This is a genomic window from Marinobacter shengliensis (genome assembly GCF_003007715.1).
GTDB lineage: Bacteria > Pseudomonadota > Gammaproteobacteria > Pseudomonadales > Oleiphilaceae > Marinobacter > Marinobacter shengliensis.
In genome coordinates this window covers 454,932-479,629 of record NZ_PXNO01000023.1, presented here as the reverse complement: position 1 = coordinate 479,629, position 24,698 = coordinate 454,932, and the positions used below count along the sequence as shown (strand labels likewise).

At 58.4% G+C, this 24,698-nt stretch carries 17 protein-coding genes; 8 read left to right on the top strand and 9 right to left on the bottom strand.

Annotation, left to right across the window (positions count from 1 at the left end; all coding sequences use genetic code 11):
• Positions 1–35: 35 nt before the first annotated feature.
• Positions 36–584, bottom strand: coding sequence for a cytochrome b (locus C7H10_RS11495; RefSeq protein WP_061331596.1), 549 nt, complete (start codon positions 582–584; stop codon positions 36–38).
• Between the two features lie 598 nt (positions 585–1,182).
• Between C7H10_RS11495 and C7H10_RS11490 the strand changes: the two genes are divergently transcribed.
• Positions 1,183–2,466, top strand: coding sequence for an EAL domain-containing protein (locus C7H10_RS11490; protein ID WP_061331597.1), 1,284 nt, complete (start codon positions 1,183–1,185; stop codon positions 2,464–2,466).
• Here C7H10_RS11490 and C7H10_RS11485 read toward each other — a convergent pair.
• From C7H10_RS11485 to C7H10_RS11450, 8 genes are all read right to left on the bottom strand, one after another.
• Positions 2,454–4,220 (bottom strand): SLC13 family permease, encoded by a 1,767-nt coding sequence (locus C7H10_RS11485; RefSeq protein WP_061331598.1) that lies wholly within the window; start codon positions 4,218–4,220, stop codon positions 2,454–2,456. The two genes, C7H10_RS11490 and C7H10_RS11485, sit on opposite strands and share 13 nt — an antisense overlap.
• 95 nt (positions 4,221–4,315) lie before the next feature.
• Entirely contained in the window at positions 4,316–6,211 is a 1,896-nt protein-coding gene (gene parE, locus C7H10_RS11480) for a DNA topoisomerase IV subunit B (RefSeq protein WP_106694975.1), read from the bottom strand.
• 100 nt (positions 6,212–6,311) lie between these two features.
• Positions 6,312–6,809 carry a protease complex subunit PrcB family protein gene (locus tag C7H10_RS11475; protein WP_061331600.1) on the bottom strand — a complete coding sequence of 166 codons (498 nt, stop codon included), beginning with the start codon at positions 6,807–6,809 and terminating at the stop codon, positions 6,312–6,314.
• A complete protein-coding gene (locus C7H10_RS11470) occupies positions 6,806–9,433 on the bottom strand; it encodes a S8 family serine peptidase (RefSeq protein ID WP_244178264.1) in 2,628 nt (875 codons plus the stop codon). The genes C7H10_RS11475 and C7H10_RS11470 overlap by 4 nt, the downstream gene beginning before the upstream one ends.
• Before the next feature lie 294 nt (positions 9,434–9,727).
• Complete coding sequence (locus C7H10_RS11465) at positions 9,728–11,779, bottom strand: TRAP transporter large permease subunit (protein ID WP_106694974.1); 2,052 nt, start codon at positions 11,777–11,779, stop codon at positions 9,728–9,730.
• A 15-nt stretch (positions 11,780–11,794) separates the two neighbouring features.
• Entirely contained in the window at positions 11,795–12,805 is a 1,011-nt protein-coding gene (locus C7H10_RS11460; protein ID WP_106694973.1) for a putative solute-binding protein, read from the bottom strand.
• Between the two features lie 63 nt (positions 12,806–12,868).
• Positions 12,869–13,933, bottom strand: a complete 1,065-nt coding sequence (locus C7H10_RS11455; RefSeq protein WP_061331603.1) for a hypothetical protein — start codon at positions 13,931–13,933, stop codon at positions 12,869–12,871.
• A gap of 280 nt (positions 13,934–14,213) precedes the next feature.
• The gene (locus tag C7H10_RS11450) at positions 14,214–14,834 is read right to left on the bottom strand and encodes a TetR/AcrR family transcriptional regulator (RefSeq protein ID WP_058092101.1); all 621 of its coding nucleotides are present in this window, start codon (positions 14,832–14,834) and stop codon (positions 14,214–14,216) included.
• Between the two features lie 132 nt (positions 14,835–14,966).
• On the opposite strand from C7H10_RS11450, the gene C7H10_RS11445 reads away from it, so the two are divergent.
• The 7 genes from C7H10_RS11445 (at position 14,967) to C7H10_RS11415 (ending at position 24,639) form a co-directional block, all read left to right on the top strand.
• Positions 14,967–16,763, top strand: a complete 1,797-nt coding sequence (locus tag C7H10_RS11445) for an acyclic terpene utilization AtuA family protein (RefSeq protein WP_106694972.1) — start codon at positions 14,967–14,969, stop codon at positions 16,761–16,763.
• Positions 16,764–16,950: 187 nt separating this feature from the next.
• On the top strand, positions 16,951–17,817 hold the full coding sequence (locus tag C7H10_RS11440; RefSeq protein ID WP_011786247.1) for an SDR family oxidoreductase: 867 nt from the start codon (positions 16,951–16,953) through the stop codon (positions 17,815–17,817).
• Positions 17,818–17,826: 9 nt separating this feature from the next.
• Positions 17,827–19,443: an acyl-CoA carboxylase subunit beta gene (locus C7H10_RS11435; RefSeq protein WP_106694971.1), complete on the top strand. Its 1,617-nt coding sequence runs from the start codon at positions 17,827–17,829 to the stop codon at positions 19,441–19,443.
• A 30-nt stretch (positions 19,444–19,473) separates the two neighbouring features.
• Positions 19,474–20,634, top strand: a complete 1,161-nt coding sequence (gene atuD / locus C7H10_RS11430; protein WP_106694970.1) for a citronellyl-CoA dehydrogenase — start codon at positions 19,474–19,476, stop codon at positions 20,632–20,634.
• Positions 20,635–20,817: 183 nt separating this feature from the next.
• Positions 20,818–21,636 carry an enoyl-CoA hydratase-related protein gene (locus tag C7H10_RS11425; protein WP_106694969.1) on the top strand — a complete coding sequence of 273 codons (819 nt, stop codon included), beginning with the start codon at positions 20,818–20,820 and terminating at the stop codon, positions 21,634–21,636.
• Positions 21,637–21,847: 211 nt separating this feature from the next.
• Positions 21,848–23,818, top strand: coding sequence for an acetyl/propionyl/methylcrotonyl-CoA carboxylase subunit alpha (locus C7H10_RS11420; protein WP_106694968.1), 1,971 nt, complete (start codon positions 21,848–21,850; stop codon positions 23,816–23,818).
• Positions 23,815–24,639 (top strand): SDR family oxidoreductase, encoded by an 825-nt coding sequence (locus tag C7H10_RS11415; protein WP_106694967.1) that lies wholly within the window; start codon positions 23,815–23,817, stop codon positions 24,637–24,639. Before C7H10_RS11420 ends, C7H10_RS11415 begins: the two co-directional genes overlap by 4 nt.
• Positions 24,640–24,698: the final 59 nt, after the last annotated feature.

Here is a 24,698-nt window from a genome sequence, read left to right as displayed (position 1 = left end):
GAGTCATGGTTATCGTTTCGGTCTTCGGATCTGCGTCAACCGCGGCCAAGCATGCGCCTGAGCGTGGCATCCCGATCAATAAAATGGTGTTTCAAGGCCGCCAGGGCATGCAGCCCGGCCAACCCGACCAGTGCCCAGGTGCTCCAGTAATGGACCGCACCCGCGGTGTCCTCCATCCCCCTGATCCGGCCGGTGACTGAAGGCACCTCAAACCAGCCAAATACGCTGATGGACGAGCCATCGGCCGTGGTAATCAGGTATCCACTGATCATGGCTACGAACAGAAGCAGATAGAGCAACCCATGGGCCCCATGGGCGGCAATCACTTCCCACCGCTGGTGCTCAGGCAGCGGCCTGGGAGGCGGAGTCACAACTCGCCACAACAGCCGGGCCACCACCACTATGAACAACAGGATGCCAATGCTCCGGTGAATGTGTGGGCCCTGTCGGTACCAGGGGTCATAGTAGGACAGTTCCACCATCCACCAGCCGAGCCCGAACAGGCCAATGACCGCCAGCGCCACCAGCCAGTGCAAACTGACAGCGATCAGACCGTAGGCGGTGTTGGTATTTCGTAATTTCATGATTTGGGAAATCCTCCATCCCTGGACTTAGCCACCCTGTGCGACTGATACGTTTAGGTCAGTCTAGGCCCCGAACTGCCGGGTGAAAATCAAAATATTCTGCCGGGATGCATCAAATTATCTGATCAAGTCTCTGGCGGACACCGGGGTTGGCACTGGCCACTTTGGTCGAATACGGGTTCTACGGATTGCGCAAATTCACAGCAACGCTAAACTTCTCACATACTTTAATTCGCCCCGTCGGGGGCCTCAGTGACCGAGAGGAAACGACATGGAACTGGAATTCGACGAATCCGTAGTAGTACCCAGCAACAATTAATATGCTCCATTCTGAACCCCCGGCCTGCCGGGGGTTCTGCTCTCCAAAGCCCCGCCCCGAATTCCCCATACCAACACAAAGTCACAAACTGTTTCGAGTTTTACCGGTTAAACAGTGGTAATGATTCCTGTTTTTTGGCAATCTGCGCTTTAGCTAAACAGTTAACGCCTTGAAATACAGGCAAACGTGCCAGGGATGTGGGCACTCTGGCTAACAGTTCAGTGGTCAGCACCACAACTGCTGCTCCTGATGCGTTCGTTAAACGGTTCAGACTCGCCTATGTCCCACAGCCTTACCGATATCCTGCCAGCGCCAGAACTGGACCTGCTCTCGCCCATGCTCACTCAGCAAGGAGAGACCTGGACAGCCGATTTCAGAGGGCTAAAGCTCAGAACCGCCCTGCAACCGATTTACAGCATCTCCCACAAACGGACCGTTGGTTATGAGGCCCTGATCCGGGCGTTCGACAACGACAACGCGGCTGTACTTCCCAACCACCTGTTTGAACTTCCGGACACCGACGCTGAAAACCTGCTGCTGGACCGGCTGTGTCGGTACCTGCATATCCGTAACTACAGCGGCATAAAAGATCAGCTGAACTGGCTGTTCCTGAACGTATCCCCCCGGGTGGTGACCAGTGGCAGCCAGTCGGATTCGTTCTTTGGGGCGCTTCTGAAGAAAACCGGGCTACCACCCCATCGAATTGTGATGGAGATTGTTGAGCAGCCCACAGACGATGCTGAGAGACTGAAAGATACCGTCGCCTACTACCGGAAACTTGGCTGCCTCACCGCGATCGATGATTTTGGCGCTGGCCACTCGAATTTCGAGCGAATCTGGAACCTGTCGCCCGATATCGTCAAACTGGATCGTACGCTGCTGACCCGCGCCACTGACGATCAGCGGGCACGGCAGATTCTGAATGGCATGGTGTCACTGCTTCACCAGTCGGGATGCCTGGTACTACTGGAAGGCGTGGAAACCCGTGATCAGGCCATGATAGCCATCGATGCTGGCGTGGACTTTGTACAGGGATTCTATTTCCGGCGCCCTTGCCTTGAACTCGGGGAACTGCCCCACACGCCCGCAGACCTCGAAGAATTACTTCAGGAATACAAGAAGCGCAAACAGATCACCCAGGACCCCACACAGCAACTGGTCAACTATTTCAACGGGCCGTTCCGGCGGGCCATTGAACGACTGCAGGACGGCAGCCTGATGTCACAGGCCTGCTTTGAACTGCTGAACCACCCCGCCGTATCCCGCTGCTATCTCGCGGATGACAAGGGCATCCAGATTGAAGACACCCTGGTCTCCGACTCCGCCATTGAGAAGCGGGACCCCCGTTTCCGGCCGCTGGAGAACACCACCAGCGCCGACTGGTTCCGCCAGCAATACCTGCGCCAGGCCCTGGCTCAGCCTGAGAACCTGCACGTTACAACACCCTATCTGTGCGTAACCGGCGCCTATATGTGCGTCACCCTGTCACTGGCCTACCAGCATAAGGGGCGTTTGCAGGTTTTGTGCTGCGATATCCTCGCCAACCCCCATCAAACACCGTAAACCACAGAAATAACTCCAACCGTCACCAGGCCGATAAAGACATTCATCGGCAAACCAACCCGGATAAAATCGCTGAAACGGTAGCCTCCCGGCCCGAACACCATCATGTTGGTCTGATAACCCAGTGGTGTGGCAAAGCTTGCCGAAGCGGCCATCATCACCGCAATGATAAACGGCTCGGAATCCACGCCCATCGCAGAGGTGAGCGACAGCACCACCGGCACAATCAGGACGGCGGCTGCGTTATTGGTGATGACTTCCGTCAGCACTGACACCACCAGGTAAACCAGCAATAACGCCAGCAGGGTATGGCCATCGCTCAGGCTGAACACCGCACCGGCCAGATAACTCGCCGCTCCGGTCTGTTCCAGTGCTCCGCCCATGGCAAAGGAAGCGGCGATCGTGAGAATCACCGGAACGTCTACCGCTTTCTGAGCCTGGCCAACCGTACAACAGCCGGAAAGGATCATCACGAATGCTCCTACCAGGGCAGCGTTGAGCATCGTCATGATGCCGCAGGCGGCAAGCCCGACCAGCACCAACAAAATGCCCCAGGACAACCAGGCCCGGTCGTGGCGCGGCGCTTCTGTCTCAAGGTCGTTGATCAGCAGGAAATCCTTGTTGTATCGCTGCCGGCTGACGAACGCAGGGCGCGCTTCCAGCAACAACACATCACCAGGTTTCAGGCGAATGTTGCCAAGGTTACCCGGCACCCGCTCACCTCCGCGTGCAACCGCCAGTACCACGGCACCGTACCGGTCCCGAAACCGGGCATCCCTGATGGTCTGGCCAAGCACATCTGACTGGGGCGACAACACCGCCTCCACCAAACGTCGTTCGGCGCGGTCCTTGCTGAGAGACGGCTCATCATCATGCACCGAAGGCACGATGCCGTTGATCCGCAACAGATCAGAAATTGCCTGGGTATCGCCGGCAAACACCAGGCGGTCACCGCCCCGAAGACGCTCTTCCGATGGCACCGCCGTCACCACGCTGCCATCCCGCTCAATTTCAACCAGGTAGAGTCGATCCAGCTCCCGCAGCCCGGCCTCACCTACGCTTTTGCCGACCAGCGGCCCCTCGAACGCGACCGCCACTTCCAGCGTAAACTCTTTGACCGAGCCGAACTTCTGCTGGTCTTTACGGTCTGGCAACATCCGCGGCAGTACCAGCAACATCACAGCAACCCCGATGATCGCAACCGGCAGCCCAACCTGGGTAATGGCGAAAATTGAAAAGCCTTCTTCACCGGTCAGCTGCTGGTACTGACCATTGACCACCAGGTTGGTACTGGTACCGATCAGGGTGAGCGTTCCGCCGAAAATGGCGGCATAGCTGAGGGGAATCATCAGCTTGGAAGGGGCAATTCCAATCTTGCGGGACCAGGCATGAACGGCCGGAATCATGGTGGCAACCACCGGCGTATTATTCAGGAAGCCACTGAGCAACGTGACTGGTAAGGCAATGCGGGCCTGGGCCCCGCGAACGGTTTTCGGGCTGCCGAGAATGTAGTGCACCAGGAGGTCAACACCCCCGGAATGGTGAACACCGGAGGCCACCACAAACAGGGCAACCACTGTGATCAGCCCCGGATTACTGAAGCCGGCAAGGGCCTGTTCCGGGCCGATGATACCGCTGGCACTCAGCACCACCAATGCCGCCATCATCACCAGATGCGGCGCAAAGCGGCCAGAGCTCATCAGTAACAGGGCGGCACCCGCCAACCCAAGGGAAAACCATCCGTGCCAGTCCATAACTCGGTTATTCCGGTTAGAAAACTGGCAGGATAGCGGCCCTCATCAATTCTGAGAAAGAATAAGTAATGATTTTTATAGCACTGCAGGGAATATCAAACCGCAATATCCGCCATATTGCCGTAGGCTTCCAGCCAAACCCGGCGGTCTGAAGCCCGCTTCTTGCCCAGCAACATGTCCATTCGCTCATCGGTGTCATCACCCTCTTCCAGGGTGAGCATCACCAGGCGGCGAGTGTCTGGCGCCATGGTGGTTTCGCGCAATTGCAGGGGATTCATCTCACCCAGGCCCTTGAAACGGGTCACCTGAACCTTGCCCTTCCGCTTCTCGGCTGCCAGGCGGTCGATAATACCCTGCTTTTCGTGCTCATCGAGGGCATAGAAGGTTTCCTTGCCCAGATCCACCCGGTACAGCGGCGGCATGGCGACAAATACATGGCCGGCAGAAACCAGTGGACGGAAGTGCTTTACGAACAGCGCGCACAGCAAGGTGGCGATATGCAGGCCGTCAGAGTCGGCATCCGCCAGGATACAGATCTTGTTGTAGCGCAAACCGGTAAAATCCTCTGAGCCAGGATCAACACCGATGGCCACGGCAATATCGTGAACTTCCTGGGAAGCCAGGATTTCACCGGAATCCACTTCCCAGGTATTCAAAATCTTGCCCCGCAGCGGCATCACCGCCTGAAATTCCCGGTCCCGGGCCTGCTTGGCGGAACCGCCAGCCGAATCACCTTCCACCAGGAACAGTTCTGAACGGGTGGTATCGGCACCGGAGCAATCAGCCAGTTTGCCGGGCAACGCCGGGCCGGAGGTCACCTTTTTGCGGGCCACCTTCTTGCTGGCCCGCAGCCGGCGCTGGGCATTGCTGATAAACAGCTCAGCCAGGGCTTCAGCAATATCGGTGTGCTGGTTCAGCCACAGGCTGAAGGCGTCTTTCACCACGCCGGAGACAAACGCCGCCGCCTCACGGGACGACAGCCGCTCTTTAGTCTGGCCGGAGAACTGAGGCTCCTGCATCTTGAACGACAGCACATAGGCCACCCGCTCCCAGATATCCTCGGGCGACAGCTTGACCCCCCGGGGTAGCAGACTACGGAACTCACAGAATTCCCGCATGGCTTCCAGCAAGCCCGTGCGTAAGCCATTCACATGGGTACCGCCCTGGGCGGTGGGAATCAGGTTGACGTAGCTTTCCATGACGGCATCGCCGCCCTCCGGCAGCCACTGGATCGCCCAATCCACCGCTTCCTTATTACCGGAGAAACTGCCGGTGAAGGGCTCAAGCGGCACGGCTTCGATGTCTGCCAGGGCAGTACGCAGGTAGTCCCGCAAGCCGTCCTCATAGAACCACTCGTCTTTCTCGCCGGTTTTTTCCTGCAGGAATGTCACCACCAGGCCCGGGCACAGCACCGCCTTGGCCCGCAGGTTATGCCGCAGACGGCTGACGGAGAAATTGGGACTGTCGAAGTATTTCGGATCGGGGGTGAACTTCAGGCGGGTACCGGTATTGCGCTTGCCAACGGTATCGATCACTTCCAGCTCGGATGCCTTGTCGCCGTTAGCGAAGGTCATCCGGTGAACCTGTCCATCCCTACGGATGGTCACTTCCAGATCGGTAGACAGGGCATTCACCACAGACACACCCACACCGTGCAAGCCGCCGGAGAAGTTGTAGTTGCCCTCGGAAAACTTACCACCGGCGTGCAGGCGGGAGAGGATCAGCTCAACCCCCGGAACGCCCTCTTCCTTGTGGATATCGACGGGCATACCGCGGCCATCGTCTTCCACACTCAGCGAGTTGTCACTGTGCAGGATGACATCAATCCGGCGGGCATGGCCGGCCAGCGCCTCGTCCACACTGTTGTCGATGACTTCCTGAGCCAGGTGGTTCGGCCTTGAGGTGTCCGTGTACATGCCTGGGCGTTTTCGCACCGGGTCAAGACCGCTCAGAACTTCAATGGCATCGGCGTTGTATTGTTGCTGGCTCATAGTAACGGCATGGCTCCGCAAGTGGTCGTTAAAGCTGAGCCATAGCTTAGGGATTCGGGCTGAAAGATCAATGTTTGTTTTGTGGCTACGCCAAGTGGTTTCAGTTTCCGAGCTCTTTCAACAACGGCGTTCCAGACAACCCGGATACTTCCAGGCGCTGCCACTGGCTGTCCGCTACCGCAAGCACCGCGCAGGGCGAGGTAATCACCTGCGCCACCATCATGTCCGGCGCGGGCGAATTTACCTTCATGGCCAGTTTCAGGGTTTTCCTGTCCGCCGTGGCAGACTCAAGCCCAACGCTATAACCGGCGGTTGGCTTCTGGCCCAGGGTGACAATCACCAGTGACTCTTTCTCAAGATTAACCTGGCGAATAATACCGGTTGCCATATTCTGCCCGCCAATATCCAGCAATGCCTCCAGTTCCGAACCGGTCCGCACGTGCGCGACGCCTGGTCCGGTCAGGCCACAATGGGCAGACTGGGTTACCTGGCGCACCTGGGGCTGCATGCCGGCGTTTTCACCGCCGGTGGCACTGCAAGCCGTTATCAGGGCCGCTGCCAGCGGCAAGGCAAACAGCCGGGGAATGCGATCTGTCATTGTGTCGTCCTGGGTCGGTTATCACTGTTATTGCGAGCGCTGTCGCGCTCTGGCGTGATCAAACGGTAACCCTGAAAACCCGGCCTGGGCAGGATGTCCGGGGTTTCCGCAGAAATTGTAGGGCGGGTAAAGCTGGTGGTCATCCGGAGATCGGAAAGGCTTTGGCCTTCCTCAATGGTGATCACCTCCCGCAAACCGGAAATCGGGTATTCCGCGCAGGCCTCACCGGGCTGACAGATGATGCCGTCGCCATCAATATCCGTGCCCGCCACCAGAAAGTAGTCGCCCGGACTGACTTCATTGAGCCGGCGTGGCTCCTCTCCATCCCAGGATTCAAAGCGGAAACCGTAGCTGCCATTTGAGGCCTCCACAGCAACCTGGGCCTCGGCCCAATAGAAACCGTCATCATCCGGAGTGGTATCCACCAGCAGGACGAAGTGGGTGCCGGCGTTGCGGGCCTGTTCGTCGCTGATGAGCTGGGCGATGACAGGAATGCGCAAGCTGCGTTGAGTTCCATCATCGTCATAGGTCACACGGATATCACCCCGGTAAGCCGTATCTGGCTCAATCTCCGACTCCACCAAGGATACGTTGAATACATACCGTCCGTTCTCAAGGGTCGGTTGGTTTGAGCTCAGCCAATCAAGGTTTTCGGTGAGGACAACGTTGGAAATTGAGCCATCACCAATCTGGTTCAGGGTCACCGTGGCACTTGTCACCCCCTCATTGCTGAGCGAGACCTGGGACGGCGATGGCGACAGAATCGTTACGCTGCCTTCCAGATTTGCCTGAAGCGCCCTCGCGGCATCGAGAACGCCATAACCCAACTGGTCGTTTCGGCTTCCCGGATAATCGGTGAGTTCGCCGCTTTCCAGCAGGGCTCGAACCTCGCTGTAGTTGAGGGTGTCTTTCTGGGCTTTCAGCAGTGCCATGACGCCCGACACATGAGGCGTGGCCATAGACGTACCCTGCAAGCCCGCATAACTGGCAACGAATTGACCGGCCTGCCCCACCGCACTGGTACTCCAGATCAGATCGGCGCGGCCATCGTTATTGCCATCCCGGCTGGCATCTCCGCCGGGTGCTGCGAGATCAATCCAGCTTCCGAAGTTTGAGTAGGACGACAGTCGACCTGCGGCATCCACGGCACTGACCGCCAACACGTTGGGCGACGCCGCCGGGAACGATTGCGTTGAGGTTGCTGAGTTTCCGGCTGCACCAACGAAAATCATGCCTCGCCCTACGCCGAAAGCAATGGCGTCTTCCAGCGCCTGAATCCTGGGCAAACCACCCAGACTCAGATTGACGATTTCGGCCCGGGGCAAGTTCTGCCTGGGAGAATCCCCGGTCACCCAGCGAATGGCATCAATGAGATCTGTGGAGGAGCCGGTGCCACCCTCTCCCAAAACCCTGACTGGAACGATCCTGGATCCGAACGCGACCCCTCCGATGCCTTCACCGTTAACCACCGCAGCTACCGTTCCGGCAACGTGAGTACCGTGAAACACACTGGCGCCAACGCTGCTACCAGGATCCTCAGGATAGAAATCGTTATCCACAAAATCCCTGCCACCATCCACATTGGCGTCAAGATCGGGATGCCAGGCAGTCGTTCCGTTGGGGCTAAACAAACCGCTGTCCAGAACAGCGACGCTGGCGCCCTCGCCACCGTCAGGAGCCAACTGCCAGGCTCCGGGCCCGTTGATCAGATCGTAATGCCACTGCAAACCGTACAGAGGCTCATCCACCGGCGAGCTCTGCATGCTCGACATCTGATAGTTCGGCACCGCGTCTTTGACACCCGGCATCTGCCGAAGCTGGGTAACCCAGGACAGGGTCTCCGCCTGCCTCTGAGTCGCACTGACACCACGGGAAGACGCCTGAGCCGGCATCCGCATCAACCAGTCCGAACCACCCAGATGCCGCTCAGCGCTGGCCATGCCGGTCGCCAGCGACGACATGGTTCCAGAGTCGGTTGCATCCAACGTAACAATGGCCTGGCCGGGGAGGAACGGATGGTCCGGCCAATCAAGACTGACGCTATCGAGCTGGCCATCAGCGGCTTTGACCAGAACATAGCGAGTGGGGCCACCTCCGCTGGCCACACTGACCTCAACAGAGTAATTCCTTTCCGGGGCGCCGCTATCCAGAGTCACGCTGACTGAAGGCTTGTCCGCCGCGGTCTCATCTGCCCCGTAGAGAATCCCTCCGGCGGTAACACGCAACTCAAGTTCCGCATCTCCGTCACGGCCGCCAAAATTTCTCAGAATTACCGTTTCACCGGGCCCCATGGGCACGGTGAAGTTATCCACCGGGTCAGCGGCGTAACTGAACAATTGGCCGTTCAGCAACGGATAGGAACCATTTCGCGAACTGACAAACCCGGCAAGAACAAAACTGGCCGGCAGGGTTTGGGCACCCGAAGCAGGGCTGGCATCGGTAAACCGCAACTGATCCATCGTGTCCTGATCAATCCGGCTGCCGGATTCGATACTGATCACACCAGATAAAGGGCCAAGATCAATGGCCGGGGGCTGGGATTCAGAACTTCCGGAACCACCACCGCATCCTGCGAACAACACCACTCCCGAAAGCACAAGATACTGCGGCAATGTTCTTCTCACGGTTACCCTCTTTGCCTGTTTTTTATGAACGTCCTTATCCATACGCAGACTATAGAACAAAAGTTCCAAAATCGTTTAATCCCGGCTCGGGTAAAATGAGCGCGAGGATGGAGGAGCAGGTTGGAGGGGCTTTCTGAAACCCTGCGGAGCCATGGATGGCGGAGCGGAGCGTACATGGACGTATTCACAGCGTGTTTCAGAAAGCCCCTCCAACCTGCTCCGTTTGCCGAAGTTAAGCCCAAAACAAGAAAACCCGTGAAGCAGAACTCCACGGGCTTTCGGTCTTCACGCCAACTACAAGGCGTAGAACAGCATCGGCACAAAGGCCACCAGCAGCAAGCTGGGTATCATCACCGCCAGCGGCAACAGCAGGCGCTGGTAACGGTGCCAGAAAGTACCCGTGCGCTCTGCCGCCAGCACTTCAGTCTCACCAACCACCTGCCGCGTTAACAGATGGTTCAGGGCCACAGGCGGGCTCAAGTAACCCAGCTCGAAGGCTACCAGGCACACAATCCAGAAGTGCAGCGGGTCTACGCCAATCTGTATTGCTGGCTGGGCGATGGTGGCCGATACCAGAATCACCGCACCGAACGGGTCCATCACCATGCCGATCAGCGTCAGCATCACTACGATGACCATCATGGCAATCCAGGGGCTGGTCAGGGTCTCCGGGAAAATCGCATGGACAATGTCGGAGCGCTCCAGAATACCGCCCAGGCAGATGGAGAAGCCAATCAGGGCCAGCAGCGCGCCGATGTGAACGGCTGAATCACTGGCAGCATTGCTGCTGCGTTCAAAGAACGTTTGCATCCGGGAAACAGAAAGTTCCTTACTCTCCTTTCCAGAGTCCAACACCACCAGGGCGAGCATCACCAAAGGCAGAATCATCGGCGCACTGTACTCATTGAACTTCAGGCCCAGGACCACCCAGATTGCAAAGATCACAGCGGCGGCAGTCAGTGCATAAGGTACCAGTGGCAACAGTTGTTTCAGCGCAAGACGCAAAGCACCCGGTGCCGGCCTGGGCTTCCAGTTACCTTCGGTCTTGCACACGATGAACGAGAACAGGCTGGCAGACAGAATGAACACCCAGAAGCCCCAGCCGTACATTTCAGAGGTGGTCACTTCTTTGTTCAGTGCTGCGATTACCACAATCAGCAGGCACGGGTTGAGCACCACCCCGAGACTGCCTGACATCGCGGTGGTCGCCAGGGACAACTGCCGCCCGGCACCCGCTTTTCTCAGTTCGTCATACACCACACCACCCACGGCAAGAATAAAAATACCGGAGGCACCCGTGAACGCCGTCGGGAAGGCGGTGGCAAAGATAATCACTGAGGCCAGCATAGGCGCCGGCAGATTGAACGGCTTGACGATGTTCAGCAGCAATTCCGGCACGCGGGTCTGCTTGAGCATCATGCCCACCAGCACATAAAGGCCGATGTTGATGAACATGGAAGACAGGTTCGCCATCATGCCGAAGTAGATCGCCAGGCCCGAAGTGTAGCCGTCCACAAAGAAGAAGTAGGACATGGCTATCAAACCCATCATGCAATACAACGGGATGACCAGGCTCGATGACAAGCTCAGGCTGCCGGGCTTCATGCGCTCGGGTATGTGGAAGAAGCGAATGGCGTTGATCACCATGAACATTCCGAATACACCGGCCCAGGCGTATTGCAAAATCATAGTGTTTTCCGTGCCCGGCGATGTCGATAATCGCCCGAGATAGGCGTTCAGGGACAGCACCATCAAACCGTTGACGATGAACTGCACGCCCTGGCTCAAGCGCCACTCTGACCGGTTGCGGGACAGCCGCAGGGCAATGTGGTCCGCGTCCAGCGCCGAGATCGCAGCAGCCATGGCAAACATGGCGATGAACAGGTACTTGGTCAGTTCAATGTTGTCCAGCAGAAAGCCAGCCAGTCCCTGTTCAAAACTCTTGTAGGCACCCAGTGCCCATGTGGCGTGCTTCTGGTTCTCGGCATACATCAGGTGGCGCTGCTCACACAGGGCCACGTTGCTCTGCAGAGACTGCCTCAGCGCATCCGCATCTGGTGGGGAGCTGAACAAATCGTCCGGATCAGGCTTGTAAGCCTGAATCCTGCGCTCAACCTCAGCATCCACATCCACGAACATATTACAGGTGGGTTCGGTCGCATCCGGGTTCAGCAGATAATAGTTCGGCCAGACCTGCTCACCAATCCACAACATTCTGGAGTGCAGGGAATTCCCCATGCCCAGCAGCAGAGTTGACAGGAGCAAAAGCAGTAGAATAACCCCATGTATCCTGTGTACGGGGTAGAGCGTCCTTGCACCAGAGGCAGTCATCGCGCGCCAGTTCATGTGTTTTCTCTCCGATTATTCCCGGTTGTCAGCCGTGCACTCAGACGCGCCCGGGTTACTGGCGCAGCGAATTTTGCTCAATAGACTCATCATGCGTGGGTCGTACACACTCGGTGCACCGTTCACGCCATCACGCATTTCCAGACGGTTTTCACGGAACATCTCCTGGTAGCCAGTAATGTCCTGGTCCGGAATTCGAATCCATTGTTTTTCAGGGATCGCTTTCTCCTGGCTCTCGATCAGGTTCATCGCCTGCGGGAACATATCCCAGGCCACTTCACGGGATTTCTGCGCGGTGTCATCATCCAGAACGCCTTCGCGGGCAATGATCTGGATAGTCAACTGGGCCAGTGGGTAGTCAACAATACCGCCTTTATCACCGATACCCTTGTATAACTCGAGGGCTTCATAGGCGAACGCTGGCGCATAGGCGGTATCAACGGAGCCGTTATTGAACTTTCCAGCGAAGTTGGTGATATCCGATGGAACCACCGTTGCCTTAACGTGATTCACCATATGAATGGCATCACGTTGATAATCGAGAGTGGCCATTCGCTTCCCGGCCAGTTTGCTTGCGGTGTTGATGCTTCGGTCGTTGACGAACAAATACCCCGCACCGGCCGGCACAATCGCCAGCACTTCATAGCCGCCGGACTTCATCAGAGATGCCGCCCTGGGCTGGGCCAGTGTCGCCAACAAGGTTTCCAGATCATCATAGGTCGGAATGGCGCCAACCGCACTGACACTGCCCGTAAACTTGTTGAACGGCCGAGTCCGGATATCGGTTGCGGCAACGGCGTCACACTGGCCGGCGTTAAAATCACCAACGGCCACACCTTCGTCGGTATAGGGGCGAAGATTGAAGTCCACTCCATGGGCTTTCATTTCCAGGGCGTAGTCTTTGACCAGATTGTATACGTCGCCGTTGGCGCCAATAACGTCAAACACACACATGGAAACTGTCTGGGCTGATGCCAACGGAGCAGCAACGGCCAACGACAGAGCGGCAAGGGATTTACGGATCATGACGACCTCCGGGTCATTCTTGTGTTTATCGTTGAAACTGGGTCAGGGCCTGGCGGCCTGCTCTCAGAGCAGGTCGTCCAGGTCCATGGTTTCGGTATTGGTTCTGGCGCGTTCCGGGCTCATCTTGCCGAAGAAATTGCGCGGCGTGCGGTGACCATATTCGGCAGTCCAGTGCTTGTCTGAGGAAAACTGAACGATGGTTCGAGCCACTTCATCCACCAATCGGTAATCGTCCCATACGTCGATTCGGTCGTCGGCGTCGGCAAAGTGCGCAATGGCATCAGCGAGCACATCAGGGCGTCCAAAGGTTTCAGCAGCTACGATCTGAACCGCGTGGGATGCCCGAATACCCGCATTCACGCCCATTTCGGAGCTGTTCTCAAGCACCTGCCAAGGGTCAGGCGACAGCTCGGGACGGGTATCGGGCAACAGCAACCAGACCAGCGCGCGAACAGCATTGGGCAAACCGCCCCATTTTTCGTTGTCAACACATTGCGCGGCACGCTCTGCCCTCGGCGCTATATTACGAGGCACGCCTGCAAGCGCACCAGAGTTGGAGTCGTTCACGATGGCCTGCATACCGGTCAGAAGCCCCAACAGAAACGTCAGTTCGTCCTGATCGGTAAACAGGAAAGGGCACTCGATGGGCTCGGCAGCCGGATCAAAATCGTAGGCTGCCATGGCCCGAAGATAGGCATTGTATCGGCGCGAGGCCGTAGTGGCGTACAAACGCTTGGCGCGCTCACGGGCGTCTTTTGCAGCAGGCACATCGCCATTGTACTGGGCACGGAGATAGTCCAGTTCTGCGTTCCAGGCACGGTATTCCATGCAATTGCCGGCCAGCAGCATAAGCAGTGACCCGGTGCTGTCAGGCGCGGAGGTTACGCGAGAAAAGGAGTAGACGAGAGGATCAGTACCCTCACCCAGCGCGCACGCCATTTCAGTGTCCGACATCTGCAGCACATAAGGTGTTGCCTCAGACTCTGCGTAGCTGGAGAGCACCATACCCGTCGTCGTATATATGGGGTTGGCGGAGCAGCCGGCCAGGACCATCGCCAGTCCTGCAAGTGCGAACTGTTTGAGCAGGGCCGAACTACGGCCCACTAGGGAAACCTCTGGGTAGAACATAATTTGCCCTGTCTTGCTTTGTTTTTGTCAGTAAGGGATGACGAGTGTTTTTTATCACATATTCGCGTCGTCAAACCGTGAACCAGAACCTTCACAGCCAACATCCGGGCTGTTCCCCGAGGAACTGGTCTCTACGACGCGAAGAATGCTTTGATTTTTGTCAGACAAGAATGGCTGGAATGCCGAAAATTATATGCCGATCGGGCCAATGGCCTCTAAGGAAAGCACAAAAATTTAAGCTAATTGATATAAAACAATAAGTTCCAAAGGTAACCTGTTGTTACAGTCCGAGCATCGCCATGACTTGATCGGTCAACCCGTCCAGCGTCAGTCCACCGCGCTCGGGCTTGTACCAGGTCACCGTCCAGCTCAGCGCTCCGGTCAACATCCGCCTTACGATAAAGGGATCCGCCTTGAGCTGGCCAAGCTCGTTAAGCTCCTCCAAAACAGATAGCCACAGCCCTTCGTATATCTCCCGCAATTCCAGCACCTGAACCTGAGAACTTTCAGAGAGACTACGCCACTCATAAACCAGCACCGCCATGGCTTCGCCAGTCTGGCCATTAATGGATTCCAGCTCACTTCGCACCAACGCCCGAAGCTTGCCCCGGGGGGACTCCTCGCTGTCGGCTGCCGCCTGCATCAAAGCGGTATTGAGACGGATGGTCTCAACCATAACCGCCTTCAGAATTTCCTCTTTGGTTCGGAAGTGATGGAACAGACTACCGGACTGGATGCCGACGGCTGCGGCCAGATCACGCACAGTGGTGCGCTCATAGCCTTTGTCCCGGAATAACCTGGCGGCTTCCTTTAACAAGCGCCCGCGGGCACTGGCAGGGTCGGAAACGAGCTGTTCGGCAATCAAGGACTGAAGAATCTGGTTCTGGTTCACAAAGGCCATCCGGTTGTCTTGGTGGGACTTTTTATTCTACCCGAGATTTGCCTGTTTACAAACCAAGCGCTTGCTTGGTATTGTCATTATCAACGTTGGATAACTTCCCGCCGACGCGGGCTTCACAACAAGGCCAAGAACATGTCACACGCCAACAAAACCATCCGCATCGGTTGCTCCGCCGCTTTCTGGGGTGATACCGAAACGGCAGCCGCCCAGCTGGTGCACCGGGGCAACATCGATTATCTGGTGGCCGATTATCTGGCCGAGATCACCATGTCCATCATGGCTGGCCAGAAGATGAAGGACCCCACCCAGGGCTATGCCCGGGATTTTGTGGAAACCGTTATGGCGCCTTTGCTGGGCGACATTAAAGAAAAAGGCATCCGGGTGCTGGCCAACGCCGGCGGCGTGAACCCGGTGGCTTGCCGGGATGCGTTGCAGGCGTTGTGCGAAAAAGCGGGGGTCGATCTGAAAATCGCCCTGGTGCTGGGCGACGACCTGCTGATGAAGAAAAAGAAGCTCGCCGATGCCGGCGTCACCGAGATGACCACCGGCCAGCCCTTCCCCGCCATGATGGTGAGCCTGAATGCCTACCTGGGCGCACCAGGCCTGGTGGCTGCCCTGGAACAGGGTGCCGACATCATTATTACCGGCCGGGTAGCGGACAGCGCGCTGGTGCTGGCGCCGCTGGTGCATGAATTCGGCTGGCGCTGGAACGATTACGACAAACTTGCCCAGGGCAGCCTGGCCGGGCACTTGCTGGAATGTGGCGCCCAGTCTACCGGTGGCAACTTTACCGACTGGGAAGATGTGGCCGACGGCTACGCCAATATGGGCTTCCCCATTGCTGAGGTGAGCGCCTCCGGCGACTTTGTAATGACCAAGCCCGAAGGCACCGGCGGTCTGGTCAGCCGGGGCACGGTAAGCGAGCAGTTGGTGTATGAGATTGGTGATCCAAGGGCCTATCTGCTGCCCGACGTTACCTGCGATTTCACCCAGGTTGCACTTGAGGAAATCAGTAAGGATCAGGTTCGCGTTTCCGGTGCCAAAGGTCTGCCACCTACCGACAGTTACAAGGTGTCCGGCACCTGGCCGGATGGTTTCAAGTGCACGGTCACCTTTTTGCTGGCTGGCATAAACGCGCCCGCCAAGGCTCAGAAGGTCGCAGAGGCGATTCTTGGCAAAACCTCGGCGATGTTTGTGGAGCGCGGCCTGCCGGATTATTCCGAAACCAGCATCGAGTTGCTGGGTACCGAGACCACTTACGGCGCCCATGGCAAGGGCGATCAATGCCGGGAAGTGGTGGTGAAGATTGCCACCGCCCACCCGAAGAAAGAGGCACTGGTGCTTTTTTCACGGGAAATCGCCCAGGCTGCCACCGGGATGGCACCGGGTATCACCGGCATTGTCGGCGGCCGGCCAACCGTTTGGCCGAAGATTCGTTTGTTCTCTTGCCTGGTACCAAAATCAGAAGTGGCGGTTTCGGTGGATCTGGCAGGCGAGAAGTCTGAGGTGGTGGTGGCTACCGAGGGTGGTTTCGATCCGGGTGCTCTGGCGGCTGAGCCGGAGTCACGGATGGAGGTGGCGGCGGATACCACGGTGCCGCTGATCAAGCTGGCTTGGGCGCGGTCCGGGGATAAGGGTGATCACAGCAATATTGGGGTGATTGCGCGGGATCCGGAGTATGTTCCTTATATTGAGGCGGCGTTGACGGAACAGGCGGTGGCAGATTGGATGGCGCATACGTTGAATCCGGAGTCTGGCAAGGTGACGCGTTGGTCTATGCCAGGGTTGCATGCGTTCAATTTCTTGCTGGAGCACAGTCTTGGGGGTGGTGGTGTGGCCAGTTTGCGGATTGATCCGCAGGGTAAGGCGTTTGCGCAGCAGCTATTGGAGTTTCCTGTGCCGGTGCCTTCTAGCTTGGTGCCGCAATGAACTTAGTCATCAGGTTGCGGAGTAAGCACCCCGCTGGGGGAGGGCCTTACAAAAAACGCTCCTTCGGCACATCCCTGTGGCGCTTGGGCTCCGCCATCCTTGGCTCCGCACATTTTTGTAAGGCCCTCCCCCAGCGGGGTGCCCGAATCGTTTACGTGGATTCAGTTAATTCAGATAAGGAATTTTTATGAGTTATCAATCTGTTCTTCGGCCGGGGTTGTTTGAAGGCCAGGTATTTATTGTGACCGGCGGTGGCTCCGGTATTGGCCGCTGCACGGCCCACGAACTGGCGGCGCTCGGTGCTCGGGTGGCGCTGGTGGGTCGTAAGCAGGAAAAGGTAGACGCGGTTAAGGCCGAGATTGAGGAAGACGGCGGTATTGCCAGTGCTCATGCCTGCGATATCCGTGAGGAGGAGTCAGTCAAGGCGACGGTGAAGGCGATTATTGAGACCCACGGTGGGCTGAACGGGGTGGTGAACAACGCCGGCGGGCAGTTTGCGTCTCCGTTGACGGGGATTAACCAGAAGGGTTGGGAAACCGTGGTGCGCACGAATCTGACCGGTGGTTTTCTGATTTCCCGGGAGGCCTATACCCAGGCTTTGAGTAAGACCGGGGGTTCGATTGTGAACATTGTGGCGGATATGTGGGGCGGTATGCCTGGCATGGGTCACTCTGGCGCGGCCCGCGCCGGGATGGTGAATTTTACCCAGACGGCGGCGGTTGAGTGGGCGCCGTCCGGGGTTCGGGTGAATGCGGTGGCGCCGGGGTGGATTGCTTCCAGCGGGATGGATAATTACCCGGCTCATATGAAGTCGTGGATTCGCAGCCTGGCGGATGCGGTGCCGATCAAGCGGATGGGCACGGAATCGGAGGTGAGTTCGGCGATCTGTTTCCTGCTTAGCCCGGGGGCGGCGTTTATCAGTGGCGATTGTCTGCGGATTGACGGTGCGGCATCCCAGGGCGGGCGTGTGTGGCCGATGCCGAAGGCAAAGAATAACGAGCCCTACAACGGTTTCCATCGGGCGGTAACGCCGAAAGTTTTGAGTGACGACTGAGGATTTCCCATGCAGGTACTGGAAACAACAATAAGCCCCCAGTCCGACGAGTTCCGGGCCAATGTCGAGGCCATGGAAGCCCATATCACCACTTTCCGGGACGTGGAGCAGAAGGTGCTGGACCTGGCGGAATCGGCCCGGGAGAAGTTTACCAAGCGGGGCAAATTGCTGCCGCGGGATCGCATCAATCGGTTGCTGGATCGGGGCAGTGAGTTTCTGGAGCTGTGCTCCCTGGCCGGTTACAAGATGCACGATGACAAAGACGGCTCCATGGCCGGTGGCGGGATTATTGCCGGTATTGGCAGGGTAGCCGGGGTGCGCTGTCTGGTGGTCGCCAGCAACAGCGCCATCAAGGGCGGAACCATTACCCCCGCCGGTCTGGACAAGACCCTGCGCCTTCAGCAGATTGCTATGGAGAACAAGCTGCCGGTGGTGTCGCTGTCAGAATCTGGCGGCGCCAACCTGAACTACGCCACGGATATTTTTGTGCTTGGCGCCCGGGGATTTGCCAACCAGGCGCGGATGTCCGCAGCCGGAATTCCGCAAGTAACCGTGGTGCATGGCAACGCCACCGCCGGTGGTGCTTATCAGCCGGGTCTGTCGGATTATGTGATCACCGTGCGCGAGCAGGCCAAGATGTTCCTGGCCGGCCCGCCGCTGCTGAAAGCGGCCACGGGCGAGGTCGCCACCGATGAAGAACTGGGCGGTGCAGAAATGCACGCCACCGTGGCCGGCACCGCTGAATACCTGGCCGAAGACGACGCCGATGGCATCCGCCAGGCCCGGGAAATTCTCGGTGCCCTGCCCTGGAATGAAAACCTGCCACTGCGCCAAGAACCCCAGTGGGATGAGCCGCTGTATCCGGCTGACGAGCTGCTGGGGGTGATTCCTTCGGACGCCAAGAAACCCTACGACGTTCGTGAAATCCTCGCCCGCATCGCCGACGGCTCCCGTTTCCTGGATTTCAAGAACGACTACGACAACCAGACCGTGTGCGGCACCATCCGCATTCAGGGCCACAGCGTGGGCATCATCGGTAACAATGGCCCGATCACACCGGCCGGCTCTACCAAGGCTGCGCAGTTTATCCAGCTGTGCGACCAGGCCGGTACGCCAATCCTGTTTCTGCACAACACCACCGGTTTTATGGTGGGCACGCATTCCGAGCAGAACGGCATCATCAAACACGGGTCCAAGATGATTCAGGCCGTAGCCAATTGTCGGGTTCCGAAACTCGCCTTGGTGATAGGCGGTTCCTACGGCGCCGGCAACTACGCCATGTGCGGCCGGGGGCTCGACCCCAGATTCATCTTCGCCTGGCCCAACAGCCGCACCGCCGTCATGGGCCCGGCCCAGGCTGGTAAGGTCATGCGCATTGTGGCGGAAGACAAGCAACGCAAAAGCGGCATCGAGCCGGACGAAAAAACCCTGTCGTTCCTGGAGCAGGCCACCGCCAAGAAACTCGAAGACGGCTCCACCGCCCTGTTCGGTACCGCACGGCTATGGGACGACGGTTTGATCGATCCACGGGATACCCGCCGGGTACTGGCCATGGTGTTGTCGGTTTGCCGCGAAGCCGAACAAAGACAACTACGACCCAACGTTTACGGCGTCGCCCGTTTCTGATTTCCACACTGATTGACTGGGAGAACAACAATGAAATTCACAGCCGAACACGAAGCCCTCAGAAAAACCGTCCGCGATTTCGTGGAAAAGGAAATCAACCCGCACTGCGACGAATGGGAAGAAGCCGGCGAGTTTCCGATTCACGACCTGTTCAAAAAACTCGGCAACCTGGGCCTGCTGGGCATCCAGAAGCCGGAGGAATACGGCGGCATGGGTCTGGACTACAGCTACAACCTGGTCGCGGCCGAGGAACTGGGCATGGCCAAATGTGGCGGTGTACCGCTGGCCGTGGGCGTGCAGACCGACATGTGTACCCCGGCCATTGCCCGCTTCGGGTCTGACGAACTCAAGCGCGACTTCCTCGCGCCAGCCATTTCAGGCGACATGGTGGGCTGCATTGGTGTCAGTGAAGTGGGTGCCGGCTCAGACGTTGCCGGCCTGAAAACCACTGCCAAGAAAGACGGCGATGACTACGTCATCAACGGCTCCAAGATGTGGATCACCAACTCGCCGAAGGCGGACTTCATGTGTCTGCTGGCCAACACCAGCGACGACAAACCCCACAAGAACAAGACCCTGATGATCGTGCCCATGAACACCCCGGGCATCAGCTTCAGCCCACACCTGAATAAGCTGGGTATGCGTTCGTCTGAAACGGCGCAGGTGTTCTTCGACGACGTGCGGGTTCCCCAGCGCAATCGCATCGGTGCCGAGGGCACGGGTTTTATGATGCAGATGCTTCAGTTCCAGGAGGAGCGTTTGTGGGGCGCGGCCAATGTCATCAAGGCTCTGGAAAACTGCGTTACCCAGACCATCGAGTACTGCCGGGAGCGCAAGACGTTTGGTCAGCCACTGATCGATAACCAGTACATCCACTTTCGCCTGGCGGAGTTGCAGACCGAAATCGAAGCGCTGCGGGCGCTTACTTACCAGGCCTGTGAGCTGCACGTTGAAGGCAAAGATGTCACCAAGCTGGCGTCTATGGCCAAGCTGAAAGCGGGTCGTTTAGGCCGCGAAGTGACGGACGCTTGCCTGCAGTTCTGGGGTGGCAACGGCTACATGTGGGACAACCCCCTGTCACGGGCTTACCGAGATGTGCGGCTGGTCTCCATCGGCGGCGGCGCCGACGAAATCATGCTGGGCATTATCTGCAAGCTGATGGGCACCTTGCCTGGCAAGAAACGCGACTAACGTTTGGAGTCAGGCCTCATGGTCAGGTAAGGCTTGGCGGAGGGCCATGAGGCGGGGATCCCTTTTCGGGACACGCCTACAAGCACGTCCATGTGGGCTCGTTTCGGGCCGTCCGTGGCCCTCAACGGTCCCGAAAAGGGATCCCCGCCTCACAGCCCCGAACATTTTACGTGGAGTCCTTTTATGGAACAGCAATTACCACAATGCGAAACCCTGATACTTGAAAAACAGGGCCCGACGCTGCTCATTACGATTAACAGACCCGACGTCCGCAACGCCATGAGCCTCCACATGGTCGCGGAACTGTCCACCGTGTTCAGCGAAGTCGAACATGACGACAGCATCCGCGCCGTCGTCATCCGCGGCGCCGGTGGACACTTCTGCGCCGGCGGCGATATCAAAGACATGGCCGGCGCCCGGGGCCAGAAAGCCGGCGAAGGCCGCGACGACCCGTTCTACAAACTCAACCGCGCCTTCGGCCAGATGATCCAGCAGGTCAACGAATCCGCCAAAGTCGTCATCGCCATCACCGAAGGCGCCGTCATGGGCGGCGGCTTCGGCCTGGCCTGCGTCTCCGACCTCGCCATCGCCGGCCCGACTGCCAAATTCGGCATGCCGGAAACCACCCTCGGCGTCATCCCGGCCCAGATCGCCCCGTTCGTCGTTGAACGAATCGGCCTGACCCAGGCTCGGAGACTGGCTCTTCTTGGTTTAAGAATCGACGCAGCGGAAGCCTGCACTCTCGGCATCGTTCACCAGGTTGCAGAATCCGAAGAACAACTGAACGACATGCTGAACCAGGCACTGGAACGCGTTCGCCTGTGCGCCCCGAATGCCACGGCAGAGACCAAAGCCCTGCTGCACCGGGTCGGCCATGAAGCCATGGCCGGTCTTCTGGACGATGCCGCTGAAAAATTTGCGGCCGCTATCCGGGGACCAGAGGGCATGGAAGGCACCATGGCGTTCATGCAAAAGCGTGAGCCAAAGTGGGCAAATAACTAGTCGGTCCACTTAATTAGGGCGGCGTGGGCCATGAAACATGAAGGCTTGCGTCTGAGTTAGCGGGAGCGTTGGTGGTGTGAGGGGCTCTCCAGAAAATCTCGGAGGCCATGGATGGCCGGAGCGAAGCGCACATGGATGTGCTCGTAGCGTTTTTCTGGAGAGCCCCTCACACCACCGACGCGGACGAGCACCAATACAAGAGATTTCGACAATGCTAAAAAAACTACTCATCGCTAACCGTGGCGAAATCGCCGTCCGGGTCATCCAGACAGCCAAGGCGTTGGGCTACCGAACCGTTGCCGTCTACTCCGAAGCCGACGCCAACGCCCTGCACGTTGAACAAGCCGACGAAGCCGTCTGCATAGGCCCGGCACAGGTTGCCGCCTCCTACCTGAACGCCGACGCCATCCTCGATGCCGCCGCCAAAACCGGCGCCGACTGCATCCACCCCGGCTACGGCTTCCTATCGGAAAACGCCAGCTTCGCCAAAGCCATCAAACAGGCCGGCCTAACCTTCGTAGGCCCGCCCGAAAACGCCATCGAACTAATGGGCAGCAAACGCCGCTCAAAAATCGCCATGCAGGAAGCCGGCGTACCGGTGGTTCCTGGATATGAAGGCCCTGGCAAAGGTAACGGGGCCAGCGACGACGAGCTCATCACCGCTGCCAAAGACATTGGCTACCCCCTCATGCTCAAAGCTTCCGCAGGCGGCGGTGGCCGGGGCATGCGCCTGGTGGAAAGCGAAAACGAGCTGGCCGACAACATCAAGCGGGCCCGCTCAGAAGCAAAGCAAGCCTTCGGCGACGACGAACTGATCATCGAGAAAGCCGTTATCGAACCCCGCCACGTGGAAATCCAGGTCTTTGCCGATCGCCATGGCAACGCCGTGTACCTGGGCGAACGGGACTGCTCCGTGCAGCGCCGGCACCAGAAAGTGGTTGAAGAAGCGCCCTCACCCTTTGTTACCCCTGAGTTGCGCAAAGCCATGGGCGAAGCGGCCGTCAAAGCCGCCCTGGCCTGCGGTTACGAAGGCGCCGGCACCGTGGAATTCCTGGTCGACAAAGACCGCAACTTCTACTTCTTGGAAATGAACACCCGCCTGCAGGTGGAACACCCGGTCACCGAACTGATCACTGGTCAGGACCTGGTCGCCTGGCAGCTGATGGTCGCCGAAGGCCGCCCGCTGCCGCTAGCGCAGGACGAGATTGAACTCAACGGCCATGCCATCGAGGTGCGCCTGTACGCCGAAGACCCGGCCAACGGCTTTACTCCACAAACCGGCACCCTGCATCAATTTACCCCGGCCGAAGGGAAAGGATTGCGCTACGACACCGGCGTGCGCTCCGGCGATGTGGTCAGCCCCCACTACGACCCCATGCTGGCGAAAGTCATTGCCTGGGGCCAGAACCGGGACGAAGCTCGCCGCCGGCTGATCCGGGCCCTGGAAGATACCGCCGTATTTGGTGTGACCACCAACCGGCACTTCCTCAGTCGCATTATTGCTGACGACACCTTCGGTGCCGGTGAAGCCACCACCGCGTTCCTGCAACAGGCGTTCAAGGATGATCCATCCCTGGCGCCCCAGCCGCTCACCATCCGTGAACTGGCCCTGAGCGCCTGCGTTCTCAGCTTAAGCGGCACAGGTCAGGAGGACTGGAGCAACGCCCCGGCTACGGTCATGCCCATGAAGCTGGAAACTCAGGATGACAGCCTGGAACTGCTGGTCCGCCACAGCGGCCACACACTGCAAGTATCCCACGGCGAAGAACATTACGAGCTGCAGCTGCAAAGCCATGAACCTGGCCTGCTATGCATTATCGACAACGGGGTTCGTCAGCGGTGCCAATACTACCGGAGCGGAGATTCCCTATATTTGCAGGCATTCGGGCGCTCCTGGTCAGTTCGGGACATCACCCACCAGCCGGCACAGGGTGCCCAAGGCGCCGGCAGTGGCAAGGTACAGGCCAGCATGGACGGCGGCATCATTGATGTGTTGGTGGCCGAAGGGGATCAGGTTGAACAGGGCCAGACTCTGGTAATCCTGGAAGCCATGAAAATGGAGCACCCGGTGAAAGCCGATCGCAGCGGCACCATCGGCCAATTGCTCGCCCGGCAGGGTGATCAGGTTAAACGGGGCCAACTGCTGGTTCAGGTAGAAGCTAACGAGGAGGCCGACGCATGAGCCGACTCCATCAACGCACCGTGTTCATCACCGGCGGCAGCCGGGGCATCGGCCGCGCCATCGCTCTGGCCTGCGCCCGGGAAGGCGCCAATGTGGTGATTGGCGCCAAGACCGATACACCGCATGCGAAACTACCGGGCACCATCCACACCGTGGCGGAGGAAATCCGCAACGCTGGCGGCCAGGCGCTGCCGCTGGTGTTGGACGTGCGGGATGAACGGCAGGTAAGGCAACGGATGGAAGAAGCCGCCGATCATTTCGGCGGCATCGACGCACTGGTGAACAACGCCGGCGCCATCCGCCTGACCGGTGTGGAAAACCTGAAGGTAAGCCGCTACGACCTGATGCACCAGGTCAATGCCCGGGCGGTGTTCACTTGCAGCCAGGCTGCCCTGCCCTGGCTGAAGGAATCCGGTGGCCACATTCTGAGCCTGTCGCCACCACTGAACCTGAACACCCGGTGGTTTGCCCAGTACGGGCCTTACACCACCACAAAATATGGGATGACCATGCTCAGCATGGGTATGGCTGAGGAGTTCCGCCGCTACGGCATTGCCGTGAACTGCCTGTGGCCAAAAACGCTGATCGCCACGGCGGCCATCGAGTACGAAGTGGGCGGGCCGCAACTCATGGCCCAGGGCCGCAAACCGGAGATCATGGCGGATGCGGCGGTCAGCATTCTCTCCCGCACCGCAGATGAACTGACGGGGCAGGCGCTGATTGATGAAGAGGTGCTTCGTCAGGATGGCATAGAGGATTTTGAACACTACCGGTACGCCCAGGGCGACAAACCGCTACTGCCGGATCTGTTCCTGGATTAGCCGCGGGGCTCTGAGTGTTGCTCCGTGGTTCAAAACTCATAAAGACAATGACGACTGAA

Bases quoted from the DNA above. Each gene is read 5' to 3' on its own strand.
- C7H10_RS11495 (WP_061331596.1), bottom strand. From the start codon at position 584: ATGAAATTACGAAATACCAACACCGCCTACGGTCTGATCGCTGTCAGT.
- C7H10_RS11490 (WP_061331597.1), top strand. From the start codon at position 1,183: ATGTCCCACAGCCTTACCGATATCCTGCCAGCGCCAGAACTGGACCTG.
- C7H10_RS11485 (WP_061331598.1), bottom strand. From the start codon at position 4,220: ATGGACTGGCACGGATGGTTTTCCCTTGGGTTGGCGGGTGCCGCCCTG.
- parE (WP_106694975.1), bottom strand. From the start codon at position 6,211: ATGAGCCAGCAACAATACAACGCCGATGCCATTGAAGTTCTGAGCGGT.
- C7H10_RS11475 (WP_061331600.1), bottom strand. From the start codon at position 6,809: ATGACAGATCGCATTCCCCGGCTGTTTGCCTTGCCGCTGGCAGCGGCC.
- C7H10_RS11465 (WP_106694974.1), bottom strand. From the start codon at position 11,779: ATGAACTGGCGCGCGATGACTGCCTCTGGTGCAAGGACGCTCTACCCC.
- C7H10_RS11460 (WP_106694973.1), bottom strand. From the start codon at position 12,805: ATGATCCGTAAATCCCTTGCCGCTCTGTCGTTGGCCGTTGCTGCTCCG.
- C7H10_RS11455 (WP_061331603.1), bottom strand. From the start codon at position 13,933: ATGTTCTACCCAGAGGTTTCCCTAGTGGGCCGTAGTTCGGCCCTGCTC.
- C7H10_RS11450 (WP_058092101.1), bottom strand. From the start codon at position 14,834: ATGGCCTTTGTGAACCAGAACCAGATTCTTCAGTCCTTGATTGCCGAA.
- C7H10_RS11445 (WP_106694972.1), top strand. From the start codon at position 14,967: ATGTCACACGCCAACAAAACCATCCGCATCGGTTGCTCCGCCGCTTTC.
- C7H10_RS11440 (WP_011786247.1), top strand. From the start codon at position 16,951: ATGAGTTATCAATCTGTTCTTCGGCCGGGGTTGTTTGAAGGCCAGGTA.
- C7H10_RS11435 (WP_106694971.1), top strand. From the start codon at position 17,827: ATGCAGGTACTGGAAACAACAATAAGCCCCCAGTCCGACGAGTTCCGG.
- atuD (WP_106694970.1), top strand. From the start codon at position 19,474: ATGAAATTCACAGCCGAACACGAAGCCCTCAGAAAAACCGTCCGCGAT.
- C7H10_RS11425 (WP_106694969.1), top strand. From the start codon at position 20,818: ATGGAACAGCAATTACCACAATGCGAAACCCTGATACTTGAAAAACAG.
- C7H10_RS11420 (WP_106694968.1), top strand. From the start codon at position 21,848: ATGCTAAAAAAACTACTCATCGCTAACCGTGGCGAAATCGCCGTCCGG.
- C7H10_RS11415 (WP_106694967.1), top strand. From the start codon at position 23,815: ATGAGCCGACTCCATCAACGCACCGTGTTCATCACCGGCGGCAGCCGG.